Below are 23438 nucleotides of genomic sequence, written 5' to 3' on the forward strand. Positions count from 1 at the left end.
CAACCTCATTGGCAATCAGTAGTGCGCGAGGTGGAGGCGCCTGTGCAGGCTCGCGAGCGTGGCGTCAATGGTGCAGGAGGTCAGGCTCAGGTGTGAGGCGAGCGTTTCCTTGTACAGAGAGCGGGCCAGCTGGTAGTGGCCGGCTTCCAGTTCCAGGGTCACGATTTCCAGCCGAGTGATCAGCGAAGTGCGGTATTCGTGAGGAGGGCGCAGCCGGAGGGAGGCCTGCAGGAGCGATAGGGCCTTTGCGCGGTCGCCGAGGGCGATGTGAGTCTGGGCCTGCTGGTAGCGGAGGGCGGGCAGGGGGTATCGGTCGAACCCGTCGGCGTCGGCGTCGGCGATTAGTGCCTCCGCTCGGGCCAGAGCCTGGTGGGCGCTTGAAGCGTTCGCCAAGTGAGCCAGGGACACCGCGTGTTGGGACAGAGCGTAGGCGCGGACTCCGGGCGGCGCGATGCGGGTGTCGCGCAGGGCGGCCTCGGCGAGGGCGGCGCCCGTCCGGTGATGGCCGAGCCGGGTAGCCTGAGTGGCGAGGTCGCGTTCCGCGAGCCCCCGTAGCAGTGGGCTACTGGCCTCGTCGGCGAGGCGGGCCGATAGGTGCAGGCACTGGGCGGCTCGTCCGTGATCGCGGTCGTCGATGTGGGTACGGGCCATTATCCGCATCAGGGACGCGGCGTGTCCGAGCAGATCCCGGTGCACGCGGTCACTGGAGGGGGCGCGAAGCCATTGAAGCACTTGCTGATCGAGGTAGGAGGCGAGCAGGGAGCGGGTCGGCGGTCCTGCGTAGCAGTCGTACTGGCGCGCGGCCGCGGTGACGAGGTCGGCCAGGGCATGGACCTGGACCTGCCCGACCCTGCGGGCCCTGGACGCCAATGCGGACGGGAGCCGGCGCTGCGTCGGTACAGTCGCCGCAGGAATGCCGGGCACCCGATACGGCACGCGGCTCGGGCTTCGAACCGCGCCGAGGCCACTTTCGAGAAGGGACTGGAGGACGGCAACAGCTTCCTGCGGGTCCGGATGGCTGACCCATGGCGGCGGCCCCGGACGGGCAAGGCCGACGACAGTTGGGCCGCAGAAGCCGAGTTCGCTGACGCCCACCGGCCGACGTAGTCGCCGAGTAAAGGTCTCGGCGAGCAGTTCGGGCACCGGCGGACGCGGCGTGGTCCCGGTGAGCCAGTGCGCGACTGTAGTCCGATCGTAGCCCAATTGGACGCCGATCTCGGCCGCAGTGACACGCAAGGCACACGCCAAGTCGTTGGCGCTCCAAGCGGATTCCTCCAGAATCTGTCGCAACCGCGTGTTCGGTGCTTTCGGTGTGATCATGCCGGAACCCTTCTCAGGACCGAGGCGGAGGGTGGTGGGACGTGTTCGTCAACCCGCCCGGAATCCCACACCGTCCGGCCTGCGTCGTGACCCCCCTTACAACCCCTAACGAAATGATCTTTGGGCTGGTTAGCTGGCTCTGGGAACCTTGATCTGGGGGTGCGGAGCGGGTCGGCGAAAGCCGTGGGAAGTGAACGATGAGTTCTGGGCGGTGATCGAGCCGCTCCTGCCGAAGGTCGAGCGGCGGGTTCGTCATCCGGGGCTGAAACGGCATCTGGACCGGCTGGTGTTCCAGGGGATCCTGTTCGTCCTGCACACCGGGATCGCGTAGGAACACCTCCCGTAGGAGCTCGGTTTCGGCTCGGGCATGACTTGCTGGCGACGCCTGGCGGAGTGGACCGAGGCCAGCGTCTGGCCCCGCTGCACGAAACCCTTCTGGCCCGGCTCCGCGGTGCCGGCGCCCTGGACCTCTCGCGGGCCGTGGTCGACGGCTCTCACATACGCGCGTTAAAGGGGGCTCCAAGACAGGGCGAAGCCCCGTTGACCGGGGTAGGAACGGCAGCAAGCACCACCTGATCACCGATGCCACCGGAACTTCGTTTGCCGCGACCTTGACCGGCGGGAACCGCAACGACGTCACCCAGTTCACCCCCCTGCTCCAGGCCGTCCCACCGGTCCGTGGCAACGGGGGTCGGCCGCGCCGACGCCCGGACACGGTGCTCTGGGATCGCGGCTACGACCACGACAAGTACCGGCGTCTGGCCTGGGCCCTGGGCGTAGAACCCGTCATCGCCCGACGCGGCGTCCCACGGATCCGGCCTCGGCACCGACTGCGGGTCGTCGAGCGGACCTTCTCCGACCTCCACTGGTTCCGCAGGCTGCGGATCCGCGGGAAAGTACGGGACGATATCCACGAGGCGTTCCTCAGCCTCGCTTGCTCGCTCATCTGCTGGCGGCGCCTGAAGTCATTCCGATAGCAGTTCTTACTGTCGTCTGCCAGATCGACAACGTTCAGCCGTATCTCCACCGACGAACAGGCAGGAGAGAGCAAGGCCAGTACTGTGTAAGTCCCTGCGGAGCGCTGAGCCTGTCCAAAAAAGTGAGCGTTTTCAGCTGGGGCTTCGGATCAGCAGCATGTACGCCTACGATCTGTAGCGATGCAGGATGCCTGTCACCCTTTTGTTAGGCGAGTTGAAAGGGCTCAGTGCGCGAACATTCCGAATCTGTTCTCCCGTTCGGATGAATCTGCGTGCAGGGGCTGTGTCCCTGCGCAGGTGGCGACTGTTCGGGATGGCATGTTTCGCTCATGCAGGATCCGTCTGTTTACTCTCTCGTGCATCCGCACCCACCACTATGGCTCGGCATTCGGCTTCACGGTGGGCGGTTAGTTCGTGCAGTCGTTCCCTCGGCGGCGGGTTACCTGGGCGTCCTTCGCCGCTCAGGGGAGTTGTGCCTGCTGGACGAGATCGGCGACATCGTGACGAGTGTGGGGTCGAAAAGGATGGACCATGATGACCCGACGATCAGTGCGCAGCGCGCGTTTTCGCCACCGTAAATTCTCGTCAAGTCTGCGAAACTTGGTCAGGCGTGTATCTGGTCGGTCTGCTGTCGCGTCGAAAATATACCGGCCAGCGTCGGAGACTTGCGCACATATACGGTTGCGGATGCCGGGGGCCTGGGACGGCGAGTGCGGTGATGCTGTACACGCTGGGAGCATTCACGGGCCGAACGGGATCCGACTCAGCCCGGTAAGGACCGAAAGCCCGTACCCGATTCATCCTCCCACGGAAGAGCCACCCATGATGTCGTCTCGACCGGGGACAACTCAGCTTCGAAAGCCGTGACGGTTCGTCGCGTTCTCCCTTGATGGACGCTCGATGAGGAATGTCGACACAGGCGGACGAGGACGGGCGCGGGCGAGCCTCCTGAAAGCATTGGAGGCGCTACACGCAATGTGCTGTCCATGATCGGCTGGTATCAAGCGTATCGATGCCGCTAATTTCCCCCTCCAGTCGCCCTCTGAAGCAGAAGTTGCAATCGGGCATTCGGCTTCCGGCTCACGCGATCCCCTCCTGAATCGTCACGCCACACGCGGCACGGGTGCCTTATTAGGGCAGCTGGCACTCGGGCGGCCAAACGGACGCCGGGTCTTCCGATTATCACCGATGGTAACCATGATGGGGAGGCTATCCCCGAGGGACAGCCGGAGAAGCAAGCTAGTACCCCGCTTGGCCAGAGTGGGCCGCGTCCAAGTAAACCTGGCACAGCTGCTAGTGGAAAGAGCCTGTGCAGCATGTGGATGTGCGGGTGGTGCAATCTTGCGCAATTGTGAACTCCGATCCGATAGCTACTCAGGTTGAACTCGTAGTGTCGGTTTGGGTGATCATGGTGGGCTCCATGGTCAGCCCGGTCTGGGCGAGGCAGCCGTCGATCAGCTCGGGCCGGTACTGGATCTTCTTGAGCTTGCGCTTGATGATGCGGTTGAGACCGGCGAGGTCGGCGGCGACGAAGTTGGTGATCGACCGTTTGAGCAGGGACCAGACGCCTTCGGTGGGGTTGAGGTCGGGCGCATAGCTGGGGAGCTGGTAGATCCGCAGCCAGTCCTTGTTCTCTTCGGCGTAGTCCGCCAGCTCCTGGCGCAGGTGGACGGACAGGTTGTCCCAGCACCACACGATCGGGGTGCCGAGCTGCTGGTGGGTGGCCGTGATGAGGTCGCGGTAGTCCTGCCAGGAGAAGCTCTTGGGCTCATTCTTACGGCCGTGGTAGACGTGCAGCTTGTAGAAGAAGTGGGTGCGGTGGCCGGGCCGGTAGCAGCTGACGCCGGCGATGTTCACGCGTCCGCGGCCCCGGCCCCGCACCCGCACCGTGGGGCGTCGGCCGCGTGGTGCCCAGGTGCGTCCCCGCGGCGGGCTCAGGGCCTGTCCTGCCTCGTCTTCGAAGCAGATGTGGGCACCCAGGTCCGCCGCCGCTCTTTTACCTCCGGCCACACCTGCTCTTTCCACACCTCGATGGAGGCCTCGTCCCGCTCGACGGCCCGACGCACCGGGACCTGGCAGCTCCAGCCGTGCCGGCGCAGCAGCTTCCACACCCCCTGCACCGTATAGCCGACATGGAACATCCGGCCGATCAGCAGCTTGATCCGCTTCAGCGTCCACCGCTGGTCGTCCTCGAAACCATGCACCAGCGGACCCCGCGCCAGCTCCGCCTCCAGCCTGGCCCACTGCCCCGCGGACAGCCTCTCCACCGACACCGGCCCCCTGGAGCGCAGGGCCTCCACCCCGCCCGACTCCCACACCCGCCGCCACCGCAACACCGAGCGATCGGACACCCTCAGCTCCCGGGCGATCTTGACCGTGGTCTCCCCACGTGCGAACCACTCGGCCGCCTCCAGCCTCAACCGCTCACGCGCCGCCTGCTCCTCGGGCGTACACCCGCCCGCCTGCGCATACCTCATCCCCATGACATACCGCAGGCATCACAACCCGTCAGCAGCCACGCCGACACTACGAGTTCAACCTGAGTACTGACCTTGAAGTCGTCTTGTCGTGGGGGCTGACGGTTGGTGATCGTCGCGGTATGCCGGAGGTATGAGGTATCCGCAGGGTGGGGGTCTGACCGCGGAGAGACAAGCTTTCCGCGAGCGGGTCCGGATGGAAGCGGTCGCCATGTTCGCTGACGGACGCGGCAGTACGGAGATCGCGAAGGAGTTACGGGTCAGCGCTCGTTCGGTTCAGCGGTGGAGGCGGTCCTGGAGGGAGGCCGGCCAGGACGCGGTCCGTTCCCGCGGTCCGATGTCCCGTCCGAAGCTGATGACCGACTGTTCGCGCTGCTTGAGGCGGAGTTGGCCAAGGGCCCGGTCGCTCACGGCTGGCCAGACCAGCGGTGGAAGCTCGCTCGGATCAAGACGCTGATCGGCCGCCGGTTCCACGAGTCCATGACGTTGTCGGGCATCTCCCAGATGCTGCGGCGTGGTGGCTGGAGCGATCAGGTTCCGGCCCGTCGCGCGGTCGAGCGCGACGAGGCGGCGGTGGCCGGCGGGGTGAAGGACGTGTGGCCGCACCTGGAACCACCGCGGCGGCGCTCGGGGCCTGGATCGTCTTCGAATTGCGCCGTGAGGCGCTGTGTTTCGTGTGGAGGTGAGAGACGTTCACCGCTGACCTGTCGTAGCAGCGAGGTGGAGCTGAGGGCAGCCTAATGGGAGCCGCCGGGTCGGTAAGACTCGGTGCTGTAGCCGCCAGCAGGTGAGCACTCAGGTTGCCGGAAGCGTTCGATTTCTGGGATCAGACCGTGCCCCTGCTGGTCGGCCGGAAGGCCAGACCGCTGATGGGGTGGCGTGCCCGCCGAGTTCGGCGTGAGCACTGGATCCATTAGGCCGCGCGCCGTGTCTTCCGCAGGCTGCACCACACAGGCGAAGTGCTGACAAGGGAGAGCGCGTTGCTGCTGATCGGCGATGACTGGGCTGAGGATCACCATGACGTCGAGGTCCAGGACGAGACGGGCCGGAAGCTGGTTGTCGCCAAGCTCCCCGAGGGCGTGGACGGCGTCGCCAAGCTCCACGAGCTCGTCGCGAAGCACGGCGGTGAGGATCTCGAATCCAGCTCCGTCATCGTCGGGATCGAGACCGACCGCGGGCCATGGGTCCAGGCCCTGATAGCCGCCGGCTACCAGGTCTACGCGATCAACCCCCGACAGGTCGCCCGTTTCAAGGAGCGGTACGGCACATCGGGCGCCAAGAGCGACAAGGGCGACGCACACGCCTTGGCGGACATGGTCCGCATCGACCGTGACCAGCTGCGGCCCATCGCCGGAGACAGCGAGCAGGCCCAGGCCATCAAGGTCGTTGCCCGCGCCCACCAGACTCTCATCTGGGAACGCACTCGCATCTTCCAGCGGTTGCGTAACGCACTGCGCGAGTACTTCCCTGCCGCCCTGAATGCCTACGCCGACCTCACTCTGCTCGGCGCGGACGCACTGGAACTGCTCGTCAAGGCGCCCACGCCGCAAGCCGCAGCGAAGCTGACTCGCTCCCAGATCACAGCTGCTCTGGCCCGCGCCCGCCGGCGCAACCGGACGGCGAAGGCAGCCGACATCCAGACGGCGCTGCGTACGCAGCACCTTGGGCTGGCTGAGCCGGTGACCGCCGCCTACTCGGCCACTGTGACGGCTCACGCCCGGCTGTTGATCAGCCTGAACGAGGAGATAGCCACCCTGGAAGCGCAGGTGAAAGCCCATTTCCATGCGCACCCGGACGCTGAGATCTACCTCTCCATGCCCGGCATGGGAGAGGTCAGCGGTGCCCGGGTGCTCGCCGAATTCGGAGACGACCCCACCCGCTATGCGTCCGCCAAGGCGCGGAAGAACTATGCCGGCACCAGCCCGATCACCCGGGCCTCGGGCAAGAGCCACACGGTCCAGGCCCGCTTCGTGCGCAACAACCGACTCGCCGACGCGTTGCAGGCCCAGGCGTTCTCCGCACTGAACAGATCTCCCGGCGGCCGGGCCTACTACGACAAACAGCGCGCCCGTGATGTCGGCTACAACGGGGCCCTCCGACAGCTCGGCAACCGGCTCGTCGGAATCCTCCACGGATGCCTCAAGACTCGAACACTCTACGACGAGGCGACCGCCTGGTCGCACTACGCATACCTCCATGCCGCTTGATCTGAAACGACATGGGGTGTCTGATCCGGGTGATGCCGGGGAGGGCGGGAGCGGCCCTGACAAAGCCGGGACGTGCCAGTACTGCCAGATGGTGCGGGTCCGGCGAGCGGGACGAGGAGGAGTACGCGAGGAACCGGCGTCTTTACGTCTCTTAACGATGACACCGGCTCGAAACCTGGTGGATCTGGGCCGGAAGCGGTGCGCACTCGCCGCCCGAGGGCGGCGGGGAACTCCTTGGCCGGTATTTCGAAGCCGTCCGGGAGGCCATGAGGGAGGACTACGGCGTACTCGTGGCGATGCCGCAGGGATATAGTCGGGCTCCTACTTCGACGAGCGAATCACAGTGAACACGGGAACCACCGGAGCCCTATTCACGGGGTTCTACCAGCCTTTCTTGTAGAAGGTGAGGGCGGTGATGGTCCTGGTGATGAGGGGGAAGGCTTGGAGGGGGCCGCGGTAGCGGGTGGCGAGGATCTTCCAGTCCTTCAGGTGCGCGATCGCCCGCTCGACGGCTGTGCGGAGCGTGCCGATGCTCTGGTTGAGCACCTTGTCGCCGGTGGGCCGTTCCCGGCCGGGTGGCTTCCGCCGCGCGGTGAGCATGCCGGAGCCGACGTAGCCCAGGTCGCCGATGTCCTCCCGGTCGGCGAACGCGTCGGGGAAGTGGGACTGCCGCCATGCGTACATGTCGTGCCGTGAACCCGGCACGGGCGCCGAGACCGCGAGAAGGTCCCCGGCAAGCGTGGCCGCGACCTGAAGGTTGAAGCCGGTGTCACGGTGCTTGCCGGAGAACATCGAAGTGCCCTCGCCGGCCCAGTGCCAGGTGGTCACCAGGGTGCCGTCGATCAGGACGACCCGGCCGGCCGACACCTCCGCCGGATCCGGGACGTGTTCGGCCAGGACCTTCTCCACCACCGGCAGCAGCGCCGTCCACCGCCTGGAGACAGTGGCCTGGGAGACCCCGAACAACTCCGCGGCCGCCTCCTGGACGGTGTTCTGCCGCAACATGAACAGGACGAGCACCACCGACTTGTACAGCCCCAGTGCCCACATCCGCCCCGGCACCACCGTCCGGTCCACATCCTCCACCAACGCCCGATGGACCCGCTCCACCAGCCCGCCCAGCTGATCCCCGTCCAACCCTGTCGTAACGTCCCACCTCAACCGCCCCGCCCCGGTAGTGATCTGATGTCGTCGCAAACATCAGGCTACCGAGCGGAGCCTCTTCAAGATCAAGGAAATCGAGCCACGAACCCCCGTGAATAAGCCTCAAGATTTTCCATCGGGATTACGGGGCGTCGAGAACTCCATGATCTTGGAAGTCCGTGCCTGCTTCACGTCCGAACTGGCCCACCCGCCGCAGACCATGACCAATCGGACGATCCGTCACTTTGCCGAAGCCCTGGTCCGCGGGAGTGGGCCTGGGCAGGCGGTTCCTGCTCGCATGTGTACGGACGCCGAGCACGAAACGGGCTGGCAGCTGGTCCTTGGAGACCGAACGATTCGGTACTACGACTGCTGAAGTCCGGCGCTTGCTGGCCTGGCTGCTGGAGCGGCAGGTCGAGGTGGTGATGGAGGCGACCTCGGACTACTGGCGTTCGGTCTACTACCTGTTGCAACCGCATTTGAATCTGATGCTGGTCAATCCAGCTCATCTTAAAGGGATTCGGGGCCGCAAGACCGATCCCAGTACTACAGGAGTGCTTCCGTGTCTGTTGGTGGGGGGGGTGTCTCTATGTCTTTCGTCAAGGACGTGGTGCCTGGTATGCGGGTGTTTGGGATGGTTATGCGGCGAGGGTGATGGTGGGGGTGCGGGATTCGTAGAAGGTGCCGTCGCGGAGCATGGCGAAGAGGACGCTGATGCGTTGACGGGCGAGTCTCAGGAGGGCTTGTGTGTGGGTTTTGCCGCGGGCTCGTTGCCGGTCGTAGTAGGCGCGTGGGTGGGGGTCGGCGTTCATGCAGGCGAAGGCGGAGAGGAACATTGCGCGTTTGAGTTGGCGGTTTCCGCCGCGGGGTGCGTGTTCGCCGTGGATCGAGGTCCCCGAGGATCTGGTCGTGGGGGCGAGACCGGCGTAGGAGGCGAGGTGGGCGGCACTTGGAAAGCCGGTGCCGTCGCCGACGGTGACCAGCAGGACGGCGGCGGTCCTGACTCCGACTCCCGGCATCGAGGTCAGGACCGAGTGAAGAGGGTGAGCCTCCAGCAGGCTGCCGATCTGCGCTTCCAGGGCTCGGCGCTGGTCATGGACCGCGGCGAGTGAAGCGGCCAGGGACGGGATCACGATGTCGAGGGTGCCGGTTCCGGGAACGATGACGGTCTGCTCGTCGAGAGCGTCGAAGACCTCGTCGATCAGCCGCTGTGCCATGCGCGGGGCTTTGGGCCGGATCAGTTCAACGAGTCGGCGGCGGCCGGCTTTCCGCAGAGCGGCCGGGGATCCGTGGCGTTCGAGGAGCCAAGCCGGTCAGCACCGTGAGCTCGGCGGTGATCTCGTCGGTCAGTTCCAGCGAACGCAGGATGTGCGGCATGGTCCGGGCCGCGTCCGCGATCACCGCGGCGTCCTTGGAATCGGTTTTCGCCTCGCCCGGGTAGAGGTCGGCGATCCGCCGCATCGCGAGTCCGGGCAGGTAGGCGACCTCGCAGCCCGCGTCACGGGCGACGGTCAGCGGCAGGGCACCGATCGAGGCGGGCTGGTCCACGATCACCAGGACGGTGCCGAACTTGGCCTTGAGCTTGTCGAAGACGGCCCGCAGCTTCGGTTCGCTGTTGGGCATCGGCTTGTCGAAGACCTTCTTCCCGGCCGGGGTGAGCCCGTGGCCGTGATGGGCCGTCTTGCCGACGTCCATCCCGAGGAAAACGCCTATGCCTTCGGTCTCTAACATCGCACCCTTCCGCAAGTGTTGACCGTGCCGGCCTCGGCGATGGCACCGTGCTCGCGCATCCACGTTATGCAGACCTGCCGCCCGCGAACTGCCCGGCATTGCGCCGGACCGGACGGTGGCCGGGTCTCTCATCAGCGTCTCCGACGGCACCCCACGGACCCGGCGACACCACCCCCCAGGTCATGCCTTCGACAGAGGGGACACAGTCATACCGGGCCCGGAGGCCAGCGGCCCCATTGCAGGACCGCGAAAAACATAACGGGGGAGTCGTTGTTCTGTCTGTGGAGACGTTGCGTGATGTGGAGCGGTGGGCGGAGTGGTTCGAGGATTTCTTCGGCACGCTCGGGGGTTTGTTCGGCCGGAAGGACCTGCGCGGGAACGCGTGTGTGCGTATGTGAAGGCGTTGCTGGGGCCGGTGGAGCGGGAGAATTCCTGGCAGATCGCCGTGCATGCGGGGTATGTGACGCCGGACCGGGTGAAGGACCTGCTGCGGCGGACGAGGTGGAGCTGGAGCGGGTTGCGGGACGGGGTGCGTGCCTTCGTGGTGGAACACCTCGGTGATCCGGGGGCGGTGCTGGTCCTGGACGAGACCGCGTTCCTGAAGAAGGGGACGAAGTCGGCGGGTGTCGCGAGGCAGTACGCGGGGATCACCGGGCAGGTGGAGAACTGCCAGGTCGCGGTGTTCGCCGTGTATGTCACCTCGGCCGGGCGGGCGTTGATCGACTTCGCGCTCTACCTGGGCAAGACGTGGGCCGGGGATGCGGAGCGGTGCCGGGAGGCCGGAGTGCCGGCCGATCGGGCGTAGGCCGTGGTCACCAAGGCAGAACTGGGCCGGCGTCTGGTGGAGCGCACCCGCTGCGCGGGAGTGCCGTTCGCGTGGGTGGCCGCCGACAGCCTCTACGGGCGGGACCGCGGCCTGCGGTCGGCCCTCGAGCGCCGCGGCAAGGGCTATGTGATGGCGGTGCCCTGTGATGAGACCGTCCTCACGACGGGGACCGGGCTGGTGCGGGTCGATGCCCTGGCCGTGAGCGTACCGCTGGTGTTCGAGCGGCGTTCGTGCGGAAGCGGGTCGAGGGGCGAGCGGTACTACGACTGGGCGCTGGCCGAGGTGGCGTGGCCGTCGGATGCCGGGCCGGCCCGTAAGGGGTGGCAGCACCTGCTGCGGGTGCGGCGTTCGATCGTCGACCCGTCCGACCTCGCCTTCTTCGCCGTCCACGCCCGCGAGAGCACCACCTTGTCCACGCTCGTGAACGTCGCCGGGATGCGCTGGGGCGTGGAGGACTGCTTCGAGACCGCCAAGTCCGACTGCGGCCTGGACCAGTACGAGGTCCGCCACTGGGAGCCCTGGCACCGCCACATCGCCCTGGCCATGGCCGCGTTCGCTTTCCTCTCGGTCACCGCCACCCGCACCGCCCGGCTCAAGCAGGCCGACGAACCCTCCACTACGGACATGTCCGACCAACCCGCCATAACCTGGCCACCGCTGAACCTCCCCGTCCTGCCCTCCGGCTGATCGACTACACCGCCGAGGAGATCCGCCGACTCCTGCACCAGACCCTCTGGCACGTCCAGCACGACCCCCTCCTCATCGCCGCCCAATCCCTATGGCGCCGAACCCACCAGACCATCGCAAAACGGCTCCACCACGCGAGACGCAGACAACGAGCCCCCGAACCACTCCTGTAGTACAGGGCGCCCGTTCGGTGGGCGTATTTCGGCAACAGTCCAGGGCGGAACGTGCCGAGGCGGTCACGTGGGACATTCACGATCACGGGCCCGACCTCGGTCATCACCTTCTTCACCCGGTAGCCATTACGCGTGCTACCACCCGAACGCGATCCCCGACCGCCTGCGATGAGCGATTCGTCGGCGAGATGCAGTTCCATCTCCGCCTCGAGAGCGGCTTGCATAAGATGCTGAGCGAGCTCGGGGAGAATTCCTCCTTCGCCCATCAGCCGGAGACCGCCGGAAGCGGTCTTCTCCGCCGCGAGCGCGGCCAGTTCTTCCAGCAACTCGAGCGACAGACCATTCAGGGACGTGGGCATCGACTTCACACCAGCACCCTCAGTGGCCTGATCGGCCTTGCCAAGCGACACGCCGCCGACCATCCCGATCGTGTGACCCATCGACGTTCCCATCAGATGACTCCTTCGAGAAAGGAACCCACCTAATTCATGACACTCCCGTCCACGCGCCGTGCTTCTGCGCGTGTTTCATGAGCGTGTCTGAAAGATCGTGTAAGTCCGTGATGTGGAAGCCTGGCCCGGGGCTCGGCCTCGGGCCTGTGGGCCAGGCGGATCGGACGAGTCATGGCAGACAAAAACGAAGCGGCCGCATCCGTGGCCGGCGACAAGACGGTCGACGAGGTGGTCGAGCGGCTGCTCGACAAAGCTGACGCCTCCGGGGCGGCCCTTCTCGGTGAGGGCGGGCTCCTGACCGAGATCACCAGGGCCGTTCTGGAGCGGGCTCTGGAAGCCGAGATGAGCGAACACCTCGGCTACGAACGCGGAGATCTTGGAGGTCACGGGTCGGGGAACTCCCGCAACGGAACCTCGCCGAAGACGGTCCTGACCGATGCCGGCGCCGTCACGCTGGCGATTCCGCGCGACCGAAACGGCGACTTCGAACCGAGGCTGGTCCCGAAGAACGCCCGCCGCCTCGCCGGGTTCAACGACCGGATCCTCTCGCTCTACGCCCGCGGGTTGAGCGTGCGCGACATCCGCTCCCACCTCGCCCAGATCTATGGCGTCGAGGTCAGCCCGGACCTGATCAGCAAGGTCACCGACGCCGTGATCGACGAACTCGTGACCTGGCAGAACCGGCCCCTGGACGCGGTCTGGCCGATCATCTACATCGACGCGCTGCGGGTGAAAATCCGCTCTGGTGCGGTGACCTCGAAGCCGGTCTATCTGGCCGTGGGCGTCGACATGGACGGCCGCAAAGACGTCCTCGGTCTGTGGGTCGGCTCCGAGGGCGAGGGAGCCACCACCTGGATGGCGGTCCTCTCCGAGCTGCGAAATCGGGGTATTGAGGACGTCTGCATCGTGGTCTGTGACGGGTTGAAGGGCCTGCCCGACGCGGTCACCGCGACCTGGCCGAAGGCCACCGTCCAGACCTGCGTGATCCACCTGACGAGAGCCTCGCTCAGGCTCTCCTCGTCGCGGGACCACCCGAAGCTGGTCCCGGCCCTGAAGGCCGTCTACACAGCCCCGACCGAGGCGGCGGCCGAGCAGGCCATCGATGCTTTCGAGGCCTCTGAGCTGGGTGAACGCTATCCGGCGATCGTGCGGACCTGGCGGTCGGCCTGGCCGGAGTTCACGCCCTACCTGGCATTCCCGCCGGCCATAAGGACCGTGGTCTACTCCACGAACATGGTCGAATCCATGAACGCGCGGCTCCGCAAGGCCACCCGGAACCGTGGTCATTTCCCCTCGGAGCAGGCCGCGTTGAAGGTCCTCTACCTCGCGGTCCGCGAGCAGATCAACCCGACAGCGCGCGACGCGAACCACGTCGCCGCACACTGGAAAGAGGCACTGAACCAGTTCTCACTCTTCTTCGAGGACCGGCTCAGCATCCAATGACACCAGGCGACTTACACAAGATCGCTGACACGCCCTGTTTCATCGAATGGCGCTGCCTTGTGTGGGAGTCAGCCGTTTGTCCAGGTGCCGAGGGCGATCTCCGCGGTGATGCCGGGGCCGAATCCGGCGAGCAAGCCGTGTGCGCCCTCGGGGATGAGTCCGGTTTCGGCTGTGCGGCGCAGGGTGTCCAGGACGACGGCGGAGGCGATGTTGCCGTAGTCGGTGAGTGTGTCTCGGCTGCGTTCGAATATGGCGGGTTTGACGTTCAGGTGGCGGGAGAGATCATCCAGGATGCGTGGGCCGCCGGCGTGGATGACGTAGAAGTCGAGTTCGGTGGCGTCCCACCCGTGCTCCGCGCTCACCTGTACGAGGGCGGGGGCGAGGTCCTGCATGGTGTGGGGTACGCGCCGGTCGAGTAGGAAGTGGAAGCCCGTCGGTTTGAGTGCGTAGGAGATCCATTCCTCGGTGTCGGGAATGAGTCGGGTCGCGTTGGATTCCAGGCGCATGCCTCGGCCGTGTCCGTCGCCGCGTACCACCGCGGCCGCCACGGCGTCCCCGAAGAGTCCGTTCGACAGGAGGTTGCCGACGGTGAGATCATCTGGCTGATAGCACAGCGAGCAGAACTCGCAGGCGACGATCAGGGCGTTGGCGCCGGGGTGGGCCAGGCAGAAGTCGTGGGCCCGGTTGATGGCCGATGCGCCGCCCGCGCAGCCCATCTGGGCGATGGGCATTTGCCGCGTGTCGGTCCGGAACCCCATCGTGTTGATCATCCAGGCGGTCAGCGCGGGCATGGTGAAGCCGGTACAGGAGACGAAGATGATGGCGTCGATCTCCCGCGCGCAGACGCCCGCGTTGGCCAGGGCTGCGGTCACTGCTGGGGGGACCCTGCGTTTGGCCTCGCGAACGTAGACGAGGTTGCGTTCCTCGAGGCCTGGGTGGTCGAGGGTCGCTTCGATGGTCTGTACGAGGTGGCGCTTGCGCACGCCGGTGTTCTTGATGAGGCGGAGCGCGAGCTGGATGTCTTCGTGGCCATGGTGGAGCCTGGCGGCCAGATCCAGGGACTCCTCGATGGTGATGACATGCTCGGGCACTTCGACGGCGGGTACGCACAGCACAGGCCGGGTGTGCGGGGCCTCAGCGGCGTGGACGGGTTGAGTGCCGGGTCGGGAGTGGTGCGACGGTGCGAGCTGGCCGTTGGTCGTCATGGGGTGCTCACATTCGTACGAGAGATCACAGGGGCCGGGACTCATCCCAGGGAAACACCCTGTCGGCAGCCCGACCGGGACTGGACGGAGGTATGTGCCAGCCCGGATGCCAGCTGGCGGTGCAGGATGGACGGGTCGTAGGCGTTTTGCCAGTGCTCGACGATCAGGCTGTCGCGGAAGCGCCACAGCCCGCAGAAGGGGAAGGCGATTGCCTCGTCGCCAACGTCGGCGTGGAAGGTGCCGGTCACGGCCGCGAAGAAGTCGTTCGCGGCGATCGCGTCGATGGAGGCCCTCAGGGTGCCATCGGTCAAACGGCACAGGGCCTGCTCGCTGTCGATGACGGCTTGTTTGCCGTGGACCCGGGCGGGCAGGTCGAGGCCGAGGTCACGGTGGGCGAGGTGATAGACGACGTCGTCCGCGGTGTAGTCGCCGATGCGGGTGAGGTCCTCGTACAGGGTCCGCAAGAGGCTATCGTGCGGGTGCGCCCCCGCCGCCGGAGCGGTCACCCCCTGTCCTTGACCGGGCGCCGCTCCGCCAGGGTGCCGCCCGCCACAGCGGCGTCGATCAGCCGCAGGTCGTCCTTGGTGAGGCTGATCCGCGCGGCCTTCATGTTCTCCTCAAGGTGGGCGATGGAGGTCGTCCCCGGGATCAGAAGCGTGGCTGGAGAACGCCATAGCAGCCAGGCAAGGGCAAGTTGGGAGACGCTTGCGCCGCATTGCGCGGCGACACCGGCCAGCGGACTGCCGGGACCGACGAGCTGTCCGTGCCCCAGGGGAAACCACGGGATGAACGCCATGCCGTTGCGCTCCGCGTAGTCCAGGGCTGCGTCGCCGGTACGGTCGGCGACGTTGTAGAGGTTTTCGACTGCGACGATGTCCGCGAACTCGCCTGCCTGGCTAAGCTCTTCGCGGGTCACCTCCGGCTGGCCGGAAATCCCGATGTGATGGATCTTTCCCTCGGCCCGCATCTCGGTCAACGCCCCCAGTTGCTCGGCCAGTGGAACCAGCGGATCAATACTGTGGAGCTGATAAAGGCCGATCCGTTCAACTCCGAGGTTTCGCAAAGACATCTCCACCTGCTGGCGCAAATAGGCGGGTCTACCGAGAGGGGTAATGTACTCCTGCCCAGGGAGCGTCCAGTCCGAAGGACCCCGCCGGAGCAGACCGCCCTTGGTACAGATGACGAGCTGCTCAGGGTAGGGGTGGAGGGCTTCTCGGATGATGCGCTCGTTGTCGCCCGGGCCGTAGCAGTCGGCAGTGTCGATGAACTCGACACCGAGATCGACCGCACGCCGCAACACGGAGACCGCACGAGCGGGATCCGGATACGGACCCCACATTCCCGGCCCGGTCAAGTGCATCGCACCATAGCCGATGCGCCCGACGTCAAGATCCGAACCCAGCCGAATCCGATCGGGGGATGTGGTGAGCACGCTCATCGGTCGCCTCCCGAGGCAACAAGGACTACTACAGGCCGAATATGAGGCTGCCCTCGCGGCCCGGAACGCCGACAGCACTCAAAGGCTGGTCCCGGCCCAGGCAGAGCACCCGAATGTATTGCTCTCATGACGATGCATCAAAGGAAAGGCCGTTTCATCGCATCCCCGGCCCGCCATCCGGATTCCACCCGAACGGCCCATCGGACAAGCGGCACCCGTCGTGAAGATCCCAACGGCATCACCTGCTCCCGGCCGCCAACGAGCAATGCTCGGAACCTGTGGATCAGTCCGGGGGTGGGGTGCCTCGTGAGATGCGGAGGGCGTACCTTCCCGGGTGATCGACTCAAGGTCACCGAATAGGCCCGCGCTACGAACGCGGGTCGGGAAGGCACGCGCGTGCTCAGCGTAGTCAACGAAGACGGCACCACCGAGAGTGGTACCTCTCTGATCGACGAGATCGTCCGGGAAGGTGCCCGGCGGATGCTCGCGGCAGCCTTGGAGGCGGAGGTTGAGCAGTACATGGCCGAACTCGCAGGCCAGTGCGACGAGGCGGGCCGGCGGCTGGTGGTTCGCAACGGCCGCCACCGGCCCAGGACGGTGACCACCGCGGCCGGGCCCGTGGAGGTGGCGGCGCCGCGGGTCAACGACCGGCGTGTGGATGCCGCAACGGGTGAGCGGGAACGGTTCTCCTCGAAGATCCTCGCGCCGTGGTGCCGGAAGTCCCCGAAGGTCAGCGAGGTCCTGCCGTTGCTCTACCTCCACGGCCTGTCCTCGGGCGACTTCGTGCCCGCGCTCGAGCAGTTCCTGGGCAGTACCGCCGGTCTGTCGCCGGCCACCGTGACCCGGCTGATGAAGCAGTGGACGACTGAGCATGCCGCCTTCCAGGCTCGTGACCTGGCCGGGTCCGACTACGTCTACGTGTGGGCCGACGGCATCCACCCCAAGATCCGGCTCTCCCAGGCGCACTCGTGCCTGCTGGTCCTGATGGGCGTCCGCGTCGACGGAACCAAGGAGCTGATCGCGATCGCCGAGGGATTGTGGGAGTCCACCGAGTCCTGGGCGGATCTGCTGCGGGACTGCCGCCGGCGCGGCATGCGCGACCCGGTCCTCGTGGCCGGCGACGGGGCAAGGGGACTGTGGCGGGCCCTGGCCGAGGTGTTCCCACAGGCCAGGCACCAGAGGTGCTGGGTTCACAAAACCCGTAATGTCATGAACGCGCTACCGAAGTCCGCGCAGCCCGGCGCGAAGAAGGCGCTCCAGGAGATCTACAACGCCGAAGACCGCAACCACGCCGAGAAGGCGGTCACCGCGTTCGAGAAGGCATACGGCGTGAAGTGGCCCAAGGCCGCGGTGAAGATCACCGGCGAGGTCGACGAGCTCCTGGCGTTCTACGACTTCCCCGCCGAGCACTGGATCCACCTGAGGACCACGAACCCCATCGAGTCGACCTTCAGCACGGTCAAGCTCCGGACCAAGGTCACCCGCGGCGCCGGCAGCCCCACCGCCGCCCTCGCCATGGTCTTCAAACTCGTCGAGTCCGCCCAGCAGCGGTGGCGGGCGGTCACCGCACCCCACCTCGTCGCCCTCGTCCGAGCCGGCAACCGGTTCGAGAACGGACACCTCGTCGAACGAGACGAGACCCTCGCGGCATGAACCACCTCAACTGATCCACAACTCTTGACTATTGCTCAAACGGGGCAGGGGCCGCAGCGCGGTGGTGTCGGCCTTGCGTAGTTGCCAGCGGCTGCTGATCGCGGCGAGGGCAAGGACGGTCTCGGTCATGCCGTAGTGCTCGCCCAGGCACTTGCGGCGCCCGCCGCCGAAGGCCATGAACGCCTGGCGCTGGGCGGGGGTGACGCGTTCGAGCAGCCACCGGTCCGGGTCCAGAAGCTCCGGGGCGGGGACGACGCCGGGGTCCCGATGCAGGGCGTAGGGGGAGATGATCACATCTGCGTCCGCGGGAACGGTGAAACCGGCGAGCACAGTCTCCTCCAGGGCGACACGGCTGAGCATCCAGGTCGGTGGCCACAGCCGCAGCACCTCGGTGAGGACCTGACGGGTGTAGGACACGCGCTCGATGTCGGCGAAGGCGGGAGCCCGTCCGGCGAGCTCACGGTCCAACTCGGCCCACAGCCGGCCCTCCACGTCCGGGTGGTCGGCCAGGGCGTGCAGGGTCCAGGCGAGCAGGGACGCCGTGGTCTCCACGCCCGCGGCCAGCACGGACAGGACCTGATCACGTACCTCGGTGTCGTCAAGCGGGCGGCCATCGCCGTCGCCAGTGGTCATCACCAAGGACAGCAAGTCGTCCCCTGGCGCCTCGCCGGCCCGGTACTGCGCGATCACCTCACCCACGGCCAGCTCCAGGCGGACCTGCGCCCGACGGAAACGACGGTTGGCCGGCAGTGGAAGGCGGTGCAACAGCGGCCAGGGCACCAGCAACTGGCGGAACATACCCTCCAGCAGCACCGGCAGGGCCGAGGCCATCGTGTCCGCTGCCCTCCGGCCGGTCGGGGCAGCGATCAGAGTCCGAGCCACCACCTGCGCCGCCAGCCCATACATGCGCGCTTCCACATCCAGCAACTCACCCTCACGCCACCCCCCGACCACCTGCGCGACGCACTCAACCATCAGCGGGGCGTATTGGGCCACCTGGTCACGATGGAACGCAGGCCGCATCACCGGATGCTGACGCCGGTGGTCGGCGTTGCTGCAGGTGATCACACCATTGCCGACCAGGACCCGCGCCGTGTCCATGAACGGCCCGCCCTTGTCGAACACCGACGACACCAGCACCCGGTGGGCCGCCTCCGCCGCGTTGACCACATACACCACACGCCCGGCGAGCTGCACCCTCACTACCGCCTCCCCACAGAGAGCTGAGAAAGGCGAGAGGATCACACACCATTTGGGGCACGTGACTCAACCACGGCACACCGCCCTGAACCTGCTGAACCTGCTGAGCCCCCACCGCGCCAACTCCCCCCGATACCTCTTCGGCAGCACACCGAGCCGTCCGCCCAGCCCCGCGACGAGCCACCGAACGTTTCCTAACCCCTGCAGGCACACCCCTACCACGCCGCTCGCAAACGAGATGCCCACCAGTCAGCCGTTCATCCGTGCACGCGGGGGCGCACGACAGCACTCCCGGAGCGCACATTCACTCCATTCCACGCCTACGCCGTCGGGCGTGTCGATGTGACCAGCAGTAGCGAACCTGGCGGCCCCCTAGGCGCAAGCGCTTCCGCGGGTGCAGCGGTTCCGCCGCTGTTGGGAGAATGGGCCCCCTCGCCTCTACGCGATTCCTGCGGTGGCGTCCACCGGGACGCGTGTCCGGCAGATCGGTGGGTGTTCGCCTGCAGGGATCGTTCGGAGTGTTCGCGCCATCGTCAGATTTTCAGCCGTTCCCACGGGAGTGCCCGACCCACGGTGATCTCCGATGGAACGCTCTGATCAGGAAGGCGGCGTGCCGTCCTGTGAGGAGAGACCATGTCCGACGGCACACCCCAGCCCCGAGAGCACCGACCTCGCCGCGATCTCCGGGCCCGGGCCCCGCGGCGCCCTCTCCCGTGACTGTGCGCATTTGCAGAATTACCTGTGGGAGCACCCTGCGGCATGCGGACACCGCATGTACCGGTTCGAGAAAGAGGCAAGGCCCTATGACTGCCGCGTTGCACACCACCAAGCTCAACCGCCGCTTCGATCTGCTGGACGCCGACAGTGACGGGTATCTGGAGCGAGAGGACTTCGAGGCCCTCGCCCACCGCCTGGTCCAGGGGTTCACCAGCGCCTTCGACAGCCCGCAGGCGCAGGCCGTGGTGAAGACCTACCTGGAGTTCTGGGAGGGGTTCATCAAGCCGATGGACGCCGACGGTGACGGCAAGGTCAGTCGTGAGGAGTTCGTTTCCACGGTCACCGGCCGCGTGCGCGCTGGTGACTCTTTCGACCGCACCTATCGGCCCCACATGGAGGCGGTCGTCAACCTGGCCGACGCTGATGGTGACGGTGTCTTGAGCCGGGGGGAGTTCATCCGTCTGGGTGCTCTGGCCGGTGTCAGCGAGGAACAGTCGAACCGGTCCTTCCTTCAGAACGACGCCGACGGCGACGGAAGCCTGACTGCGCAGGAGCTGGTGGCCGCCGCCCGCGAGTTCTACCTCAGCGACGACCCGGACGCCGTCAGCAACCACCTCTTCGGGCAGCTCTGACCCCCCACCACCCGGCTGCTCACCTGCCGGTGCCACGCGCCTTGTGGGTGCCACGCAAACGAGCGCCGCCTTTCACCTGACCCGAACGCCAGTTGCATAAGAGGAGAGAGCAGTGCAAGGCACGGAACCACAAGCAGGAGCGGCACACGAGTCGCCTTCGCTGGCGTCTTTTGTGGACCTCGCGGCCGCTCCCCGGCACGTCTTCGTCAACGGTGACGGGAACCGGCGCTGGGCGCGGATCAGCGGGCGCAGCGTCCTGGACGGGTACCGGCGGGGGTTCGGCCGAATCGAGGAGATCGCGCGTTGGTGCAGTGAGGTGGGCACCTCATCGCTGAGCTGGGGGGTGCTGTCCACGTTCAACGTGGCCAGGCGTCCGGCGTCCGAGATCCAGGTGGTGCACCAGGCGACGGCCGAGGTATTGGAGCGTCTCGCGCAGGACGGAGCCTGGAAGATCAGGCATGTCGGCTTCCGTCCGTACTGCGACGAGTCGGTGCTCGCCGCCCTGGACAAGGCGGTGGACGCCACCCGTGAGGCCCCGGGTCTGACCCTCAACGTGATGTATGGCTACAACGGGGACGAAGAAGTCGCCCACGCCGTCCGGGAGCTGGTCCGTGACCTTCAGGCCGTGGCTGCCGGGCAGCCGGTCGACGAATCGTCCATCACGGCCGAGGCGATCTCCAGGCGCCTGTTCATGTACGGGCAGCCCGACATCGACCTCATGATCAGGACGGGGGGCGACCAGCGTCTGTCCCATGTTCCCCCGTGGCACATCGCTTCGACCGAGTTTCATTTCTGTCCCACCTTGTTCCCCGACTTCACGAAGGCCGACTTCCTGCATGCCCTTTGGGCCTATGAGAAGCGGACCCGCAGGATGAGCGGATGATGGCCGGCGATCTTCTGGAGGAAGCTGGTGTTGACGACGTTGGCGTTGACTTCGATATCGACCTGGGCTGCGGGGGCCGCACCGAGTACGAGTGCTGCCGGGATGACCGTTCCGGCCGTGGTGAACGACTTCATGAAGGGCTTCATGCCCTGTGAACGAGTCCAGTGCCAGACAGGTATCCAGCGCGTAGGTGTCGCGGCCGCGCGCTGCTGAGACACATGTACGACTGCCCCGGCGCCTTCCCCGGCGGAGGCTGCGAGGAATGCAAGGGCTGGGAGGGCCGGACCTTCAAGGGCATCAGAGCCGAATTCGCGGGAGTCACCGCCGCCGTTCTCGTTCCCCGGCCGGCCCCGGCGGGCCGGAGCCGGCCCGCCCCCTCCACCATGGGGACCGCTGCGGGAGCCTCACCCGCGAGGGCGGCATCTGTACGTGTCACAGCCCGGACGACTACGACCGGGAGACGGCCTGTATGGCGGACCTGGAGGACGGCGTCGGCCACTGGTGGTGACCTGAAGGCCCGCCCTTACAGATGCGCGCGTGGCGGCTGCCGATTGCGCGACGAGCCGGGGTCCCGCGACATGATTGGGCGAGCCGCTCGGGACTCTTTGTGCACCCGTATTCTCGGTCTACTGGTGTTCTTCTTCCAGCTCCAGCTCCAGCTCGCGGGCGAGGGAGACGTTCTCTCCTGTGATGGCGGGGCACCGAAAGACTTCTCGGCGATTACGTTTCTGCTGCGGTTGGCGACGGGCTTGGTGGGGTCGGGGAGGATCGACGACGATGTAGTCGTCTCCGATCGGGGATCCGTTCGGATGCGCAAGCTCTTCGAGGACCCGGCTTCGGATGGGTGCTGCCTGGGTGGCTGTGGCTGTGGCGCCCGAGGTGGCCAGGGTGAAGGCGCGGGCGAGGGTTTCGAGTGCTTCAGCTGCCTGGCCGGGGCGCTGGTCGGCGAGGTAGGCGGCTTCGCGGCCGATGGCTTCGACGAGCCGTTGGGCCTTGACCCTTGATCCTGGACACGCGAGACACTGGATCTTGTGGATCTGAGGATGGACATCTCGTGGTCATGAAGAACTATCCGCCGCAGTTCAAGGCGGATGCGGTCGCACTGTACGAGTCGCGGCCGGGAGCGACGATCCGGCAGATCGCCGCCGATCTGGGGATCAACCCGGAGACGTTGCGGAACTGGGTCAGGGCGGCCGGCGCGAGCCGACCGCGGGGGCACCGTTCCCAAGCCTCCGCGGAGCCGGCGACGCCGATCGAGGCGGAGAACGCCGCTCTGCGTCAGAAGATCCGCGAGCTCGAGGAGGAACGCGAGATCCTGCGGAAGGCGGCGAAGTATTTCGCCGGGGAGACGCGCTGGTGAACCGCTTCCAGTTCGTCGCCGACCACCAGCGCCGCCACGGCGTGAAGCGGCTGTGCCAGATTCTGGGGATCTCCCGTTCCAGCTTCTATTACTGGCGTTCGACGGCGGGTGACCGGGCCGCCCGGCGGGACGCCGATGCCCGACTCGCAGCTCGGATACGGGTCGTGCACCTCGATTCGGACGGTACTTACGGCGTTCCCAGGATCACCGCCGAGCTCCGCGACGAAGGCGAACGCGTCAATCACAAACGGGTCGCCCGTGTGATGCGGAGCATCGATCTGGCCGGAGTGCGGCTGCGGCGCAGGCACCGGACCACGACGCCGGACCCCGCCGCGGCGAAGGCACCGGACCTCCTCGGACGTGACTTCACCGCCGTCGAGGTGAACACCAAGTACGTCGGCGACATCACCTATCTGCCCATCGACGGCGGGAAGTTCTGCTACCTCGCGACCGTCATCGACCTCGCCTCACGCCGCCTCGCCGGCTGGGCCATCGCCGATCACATGCGAACCGAACTCGTCACCGACGCGCTCACCGCGGCGAAACGAACCCGTGGCAGCCTCGCCGGCGCGATCATGCACACCGACCACGGAGCCCAGTACACAAGCAGATCCTTCGCCGAAGTTTGCAGGTCAGCAGGGGTGAGACAGAGCATGGGCGCGATCGGATCCAGCGGGCGGACAACGCGCTCGCCGAGTCCTTCAACGCCGCCTTCAAACGAGAGACGCTCCAAGGCCGCAAGAGCTGGCCCACCGAACGCGAGGCCCGCCTCGACGCCTTCCGATGGCTCAACCGATACAACACCCGCCGCCGGCACTCACACCTCGGACAACGCAGCCCCATCGCCTACGAAACCGCCACCACAACAACATCAACTACGCTGGCCAAAGCCGCATAACCCGTGTCCAGGATCC

At 66.6% G+C, this 23438-nt stretch carries 14 protein-coding genes and 7 pseudogenes; 11 read left to right on the forward strand and 10 right to left on the reverse strand.

What is annotated here, in order from left to right; translation table 11 throughout:
• Positions 1-15: 15 nt before the first annotated feature.
• Positions 16-1320, reverse strand: coding sequence for a tetratricopeptide repeat protein (locus tag OG906_RS40560; RefSeq protein WP_329449166.1), 1305 nt, complete (start codon positions 1318-1320; stop codon positions 16-18).
• A 151-nt stretch (positions 1321-1471) separates the two neighbouring features.
• On the opposite strand from OG906_RS40560, the pseudogene OG906_RS40565 reads away from it, so the two are divergent.
• Positions 1472-2297: pseudogene (locus OG906_RS40565) on the forward strand (IS5 family transposase).
• Between the two features lie 1374 nt (positions 2298-3671).
• On the opposite strand, the gene OG906_RS43870 reads toward OG906_RS40565, so the two are convergent.
• Positions 3672-4774 (reverse strand): IS630 family transposase gene (locus OG906_RS43870; RefSeq protein ID WP_443067513.1). Its coding sequence is split into 2 segments (ribosomal slippage): positions 3672-4313 and positions 4316-4774, totalling 1101 coding nucleotides; the frame shifts between segments, so codons are not numbered across the junction.
• A 133-nt stretch (positions 4775-4907) separates the two neighbouring features.
• Between OG906_RS43870 and OG906_RS40580 the strand changes: the two are divergent.
• Together OG906_RS40580 and OG906_RS40585 are read left to right on the forward strand one after the other, a co-directional pair.
• Positions 4908-5422, forward strand: a pseudogene (locus OG906_RS40580) (winged helix-turn-helix domain-containing protein); the annotation flags it as partial.
• 332 nt (positions 5423-5754) lie between these two features.
• Positions 5755-6981 (forward strand): IS110 family transposase, encoded by a 1227-nt coding sequence (locus tag OG906_RS40585; protein ID WP_329449241.1) that lies wholly within the window; start codon positions 5755-5757, stop codon positions 6979-6981.
• A gap of 381 nt (positions 6982-7362) precedes the next feature.
• Here the strand turns inward: OG906_RS40585 and OG906_RS40590 are convergent, their stop codons facing one another.
• Entirely contained in the window at positions 7363-8118 is a 756-nt protein-coding gene (locus tag OG906_RS40590; RefSeq protein WP_329449164.1) for a transposase family protein, read from the reverse strand.
• 275 nt (positions 8119-8393) lie between these two features.
• On the opposite strand from OG906_RS40590, the pseudogene OG906_RS43875 reads away from it, so the two are divergent.
• A pseudogene (locus tag OG906_RS43875) lies at positions 8394-8654 on the forward strand (IS110 family transposase); the annotation flags it as partial.
• Positions 8655-8762: 108 nt separating this feature from the next.
• On the opposite strand, the pseudogene OG906_RS40595 reads toward OG906_RS43875, so the two are convergent.
• Positions 8763-9855: pseudogene (locus tag OG906_RS40595) on the reverse strand (IS110 family transposase).
• A gap of 415 nt (positions 9856-10270) precedes the next feature.
• On the opposite strand from OG906_RS40595, the pseudogene OG906_RS40600 reads away from it, so the two are divergent.
• A pseudogene (locus tag OG906_RS40600) lies at positions 10271-11368 on the forward strand (IS701 family transposase).
• Between the two features lie 175 nt (positions 11369-11543).
• Here OG906_RS40600 and OG906_RS43880 read toward each other — a convergent pair.
• Positions 11544-11900, reverse strand: a pseudogene (locus OG906_RS43880) (transposase); the annotation flags it as partial.
• A 264-nt stretch (positions 11901-12164) separates the two neighbouring features.
• On the opposite strand from OG906_RS43880, the gene OG906_RS40610 reads away from it, so the two are divergent.
• Positions 12165-13436, forward strand: coding sequence for an IS256 family transposase (locus OG906_RS40610; protein ID WP_329449194.1), 1272 nt, complete (start codon positions 12165-12167; stop codon positions 13434-13436).
• 68 nt (positions 13437-13504) lie between these two features.
• Here OG906_RS40610 and OG906_RS40615 read toward each other — a convergent pair whose 3' ends face one another.
• The 3 genes from OG906_RS40615 to OG906_RS40625 are packed head-to-tail and all read right to left on the reverse strand — an operon-like array spanning position 13505 to position 16079.
• Positions 13505-14641, reverse strand: coding sequence for a type III polyketide synthase (locus tag OG906_RS40615; protein ID WP_329449195.1), 1137 nt, complete (start codon positions 14639-14641; stop codon positions 13505-13507).
• 41 nt (positions 14642-14682) lie between these two features.
• Complete coding sequence (locus OG906_RS40620) at positions 14683-15105, reverse strand: nuclear transport factor 2 family protein (RefSeq protein WP_329449196.1); 423 nt, start codon at positions 15103-15105, stop codon at positions 14683-14685.
• Positions 15106-15143: 38 nt separating this feature from the next.
• The gene (locus OG906_RS40625; RefSeq protein ID WP_329449197.1) at positions 15144-16079 is read right to left on the reverse strand and encodes an aldo/keto reductase; all 936 of its coding nucleotides are present in this window, start codon (positions 16077-16079) and stop codon (positions 15144-15146) included.
• A gap of 396 nt (positions 16080-16475) precedes the next feature.
• Here OG906_RS40625 and OG906_RS40630 point away from each other — a divergent pair, with 396 nt between their 5' ends.
• Entirely contained in the window at positions 16476-17732 is a 1257-nt protein-coding gene (locus tag OG906_RS40630) for an IS256 family transposase (RefSeq protein WP_329449198.1), read from the forward strand.
• 6 nt (positions 17733-17738) lie between these two features.
• On the opposite strand, the gene OG906_RS40635 is transcribed toward OG906_RS40630, so the two are convergent.
• On the reverse strand, positions 17739-18935 hold the full coding sequence (locus tag OG906_RS40635; RefSeq protein WP_329449199.1) for a cytochrome P450: 1197 nt from the start codon (positions 18933-18935) through the stop codon (positions 17739-17741).
• 800 nt (positions 18936-19735) lie between these two features.
• Between OG906_RS40635 and OG906_RS40640 the strand changes: the two genes are divergently transcribed.
• Together OG906_RS40640 and uppS are read left to right on the forward strand one after the other, a co-directional pair.
• Positions 19736-20281, forward strand: a complete 546-nt coding sequence (locus tag OG906_RS40640; protein ID WP_329449200.1) for an EF-hand domain-containing protein — start codon at positions 19736-19738, stop codon at positions 20279-20281.
• Between the two features lie 112 nt (positions 20282-20393).
• Positions 20394-21164, forward strand: coding sequence for a polyprenyl diphosphate synthase (gene uppS / locus OG906_RS40645; RefSeq protein WP_329449201.1), 771 nt, complete (start codon positions 20394-20396; stop codon positions 21162-21164).
• Here the strand turns inward: uppS and OG906_RS40650 are convergent.
• The gene (locus tag OG906_RS40650; RefSeq protein WP_329449202.1) at positions 21131-21298 is read right to left on the reverse strand and encodes a hypothetical protein; all 168 of its coding nucleotides are present in this window, start codon (positions 21296-21298) and stop codon (positions 21131-21133) included. The two genes, uppS and OG906_RS40650, sit on opposite strands and share 34 nt — an antisense overlap.
• A gap of 498 nt (positions 21299-21796) precedes the next feature.
• Between OG906_RS40650 and OG906_RS40655 the strand changes: the two genes are divergently transcribed.
• Positions 21797-22168, forward strand: coding sequence for a hypothetical protein (locus tag OG906_RS40655; RefSeq protein WP_329449203.1), 372 nt, complete (start codon positions 21797-21799; stop codon positions 22166-22168).
• A 50-nt stretch (positions 22169-22218) separates the two neighbouring features.
• Positions 22219-23422 (forward strand): annotated as a pseudogene (locus OG906_RS40660) (IS3 family transposase).
• Positions 23423-23438: the final 16 nt, after the last annotated feature.

This window comes from Streptomyces sp. NBC_01426, assembly GCF_036231985.1.
In the GTDB taxonomy this organism is placed as follows: Bacteria; Actinomycetota; Actinomycetes; order Streptomycetales; family Streptomycetaceae; genus Streptomyces.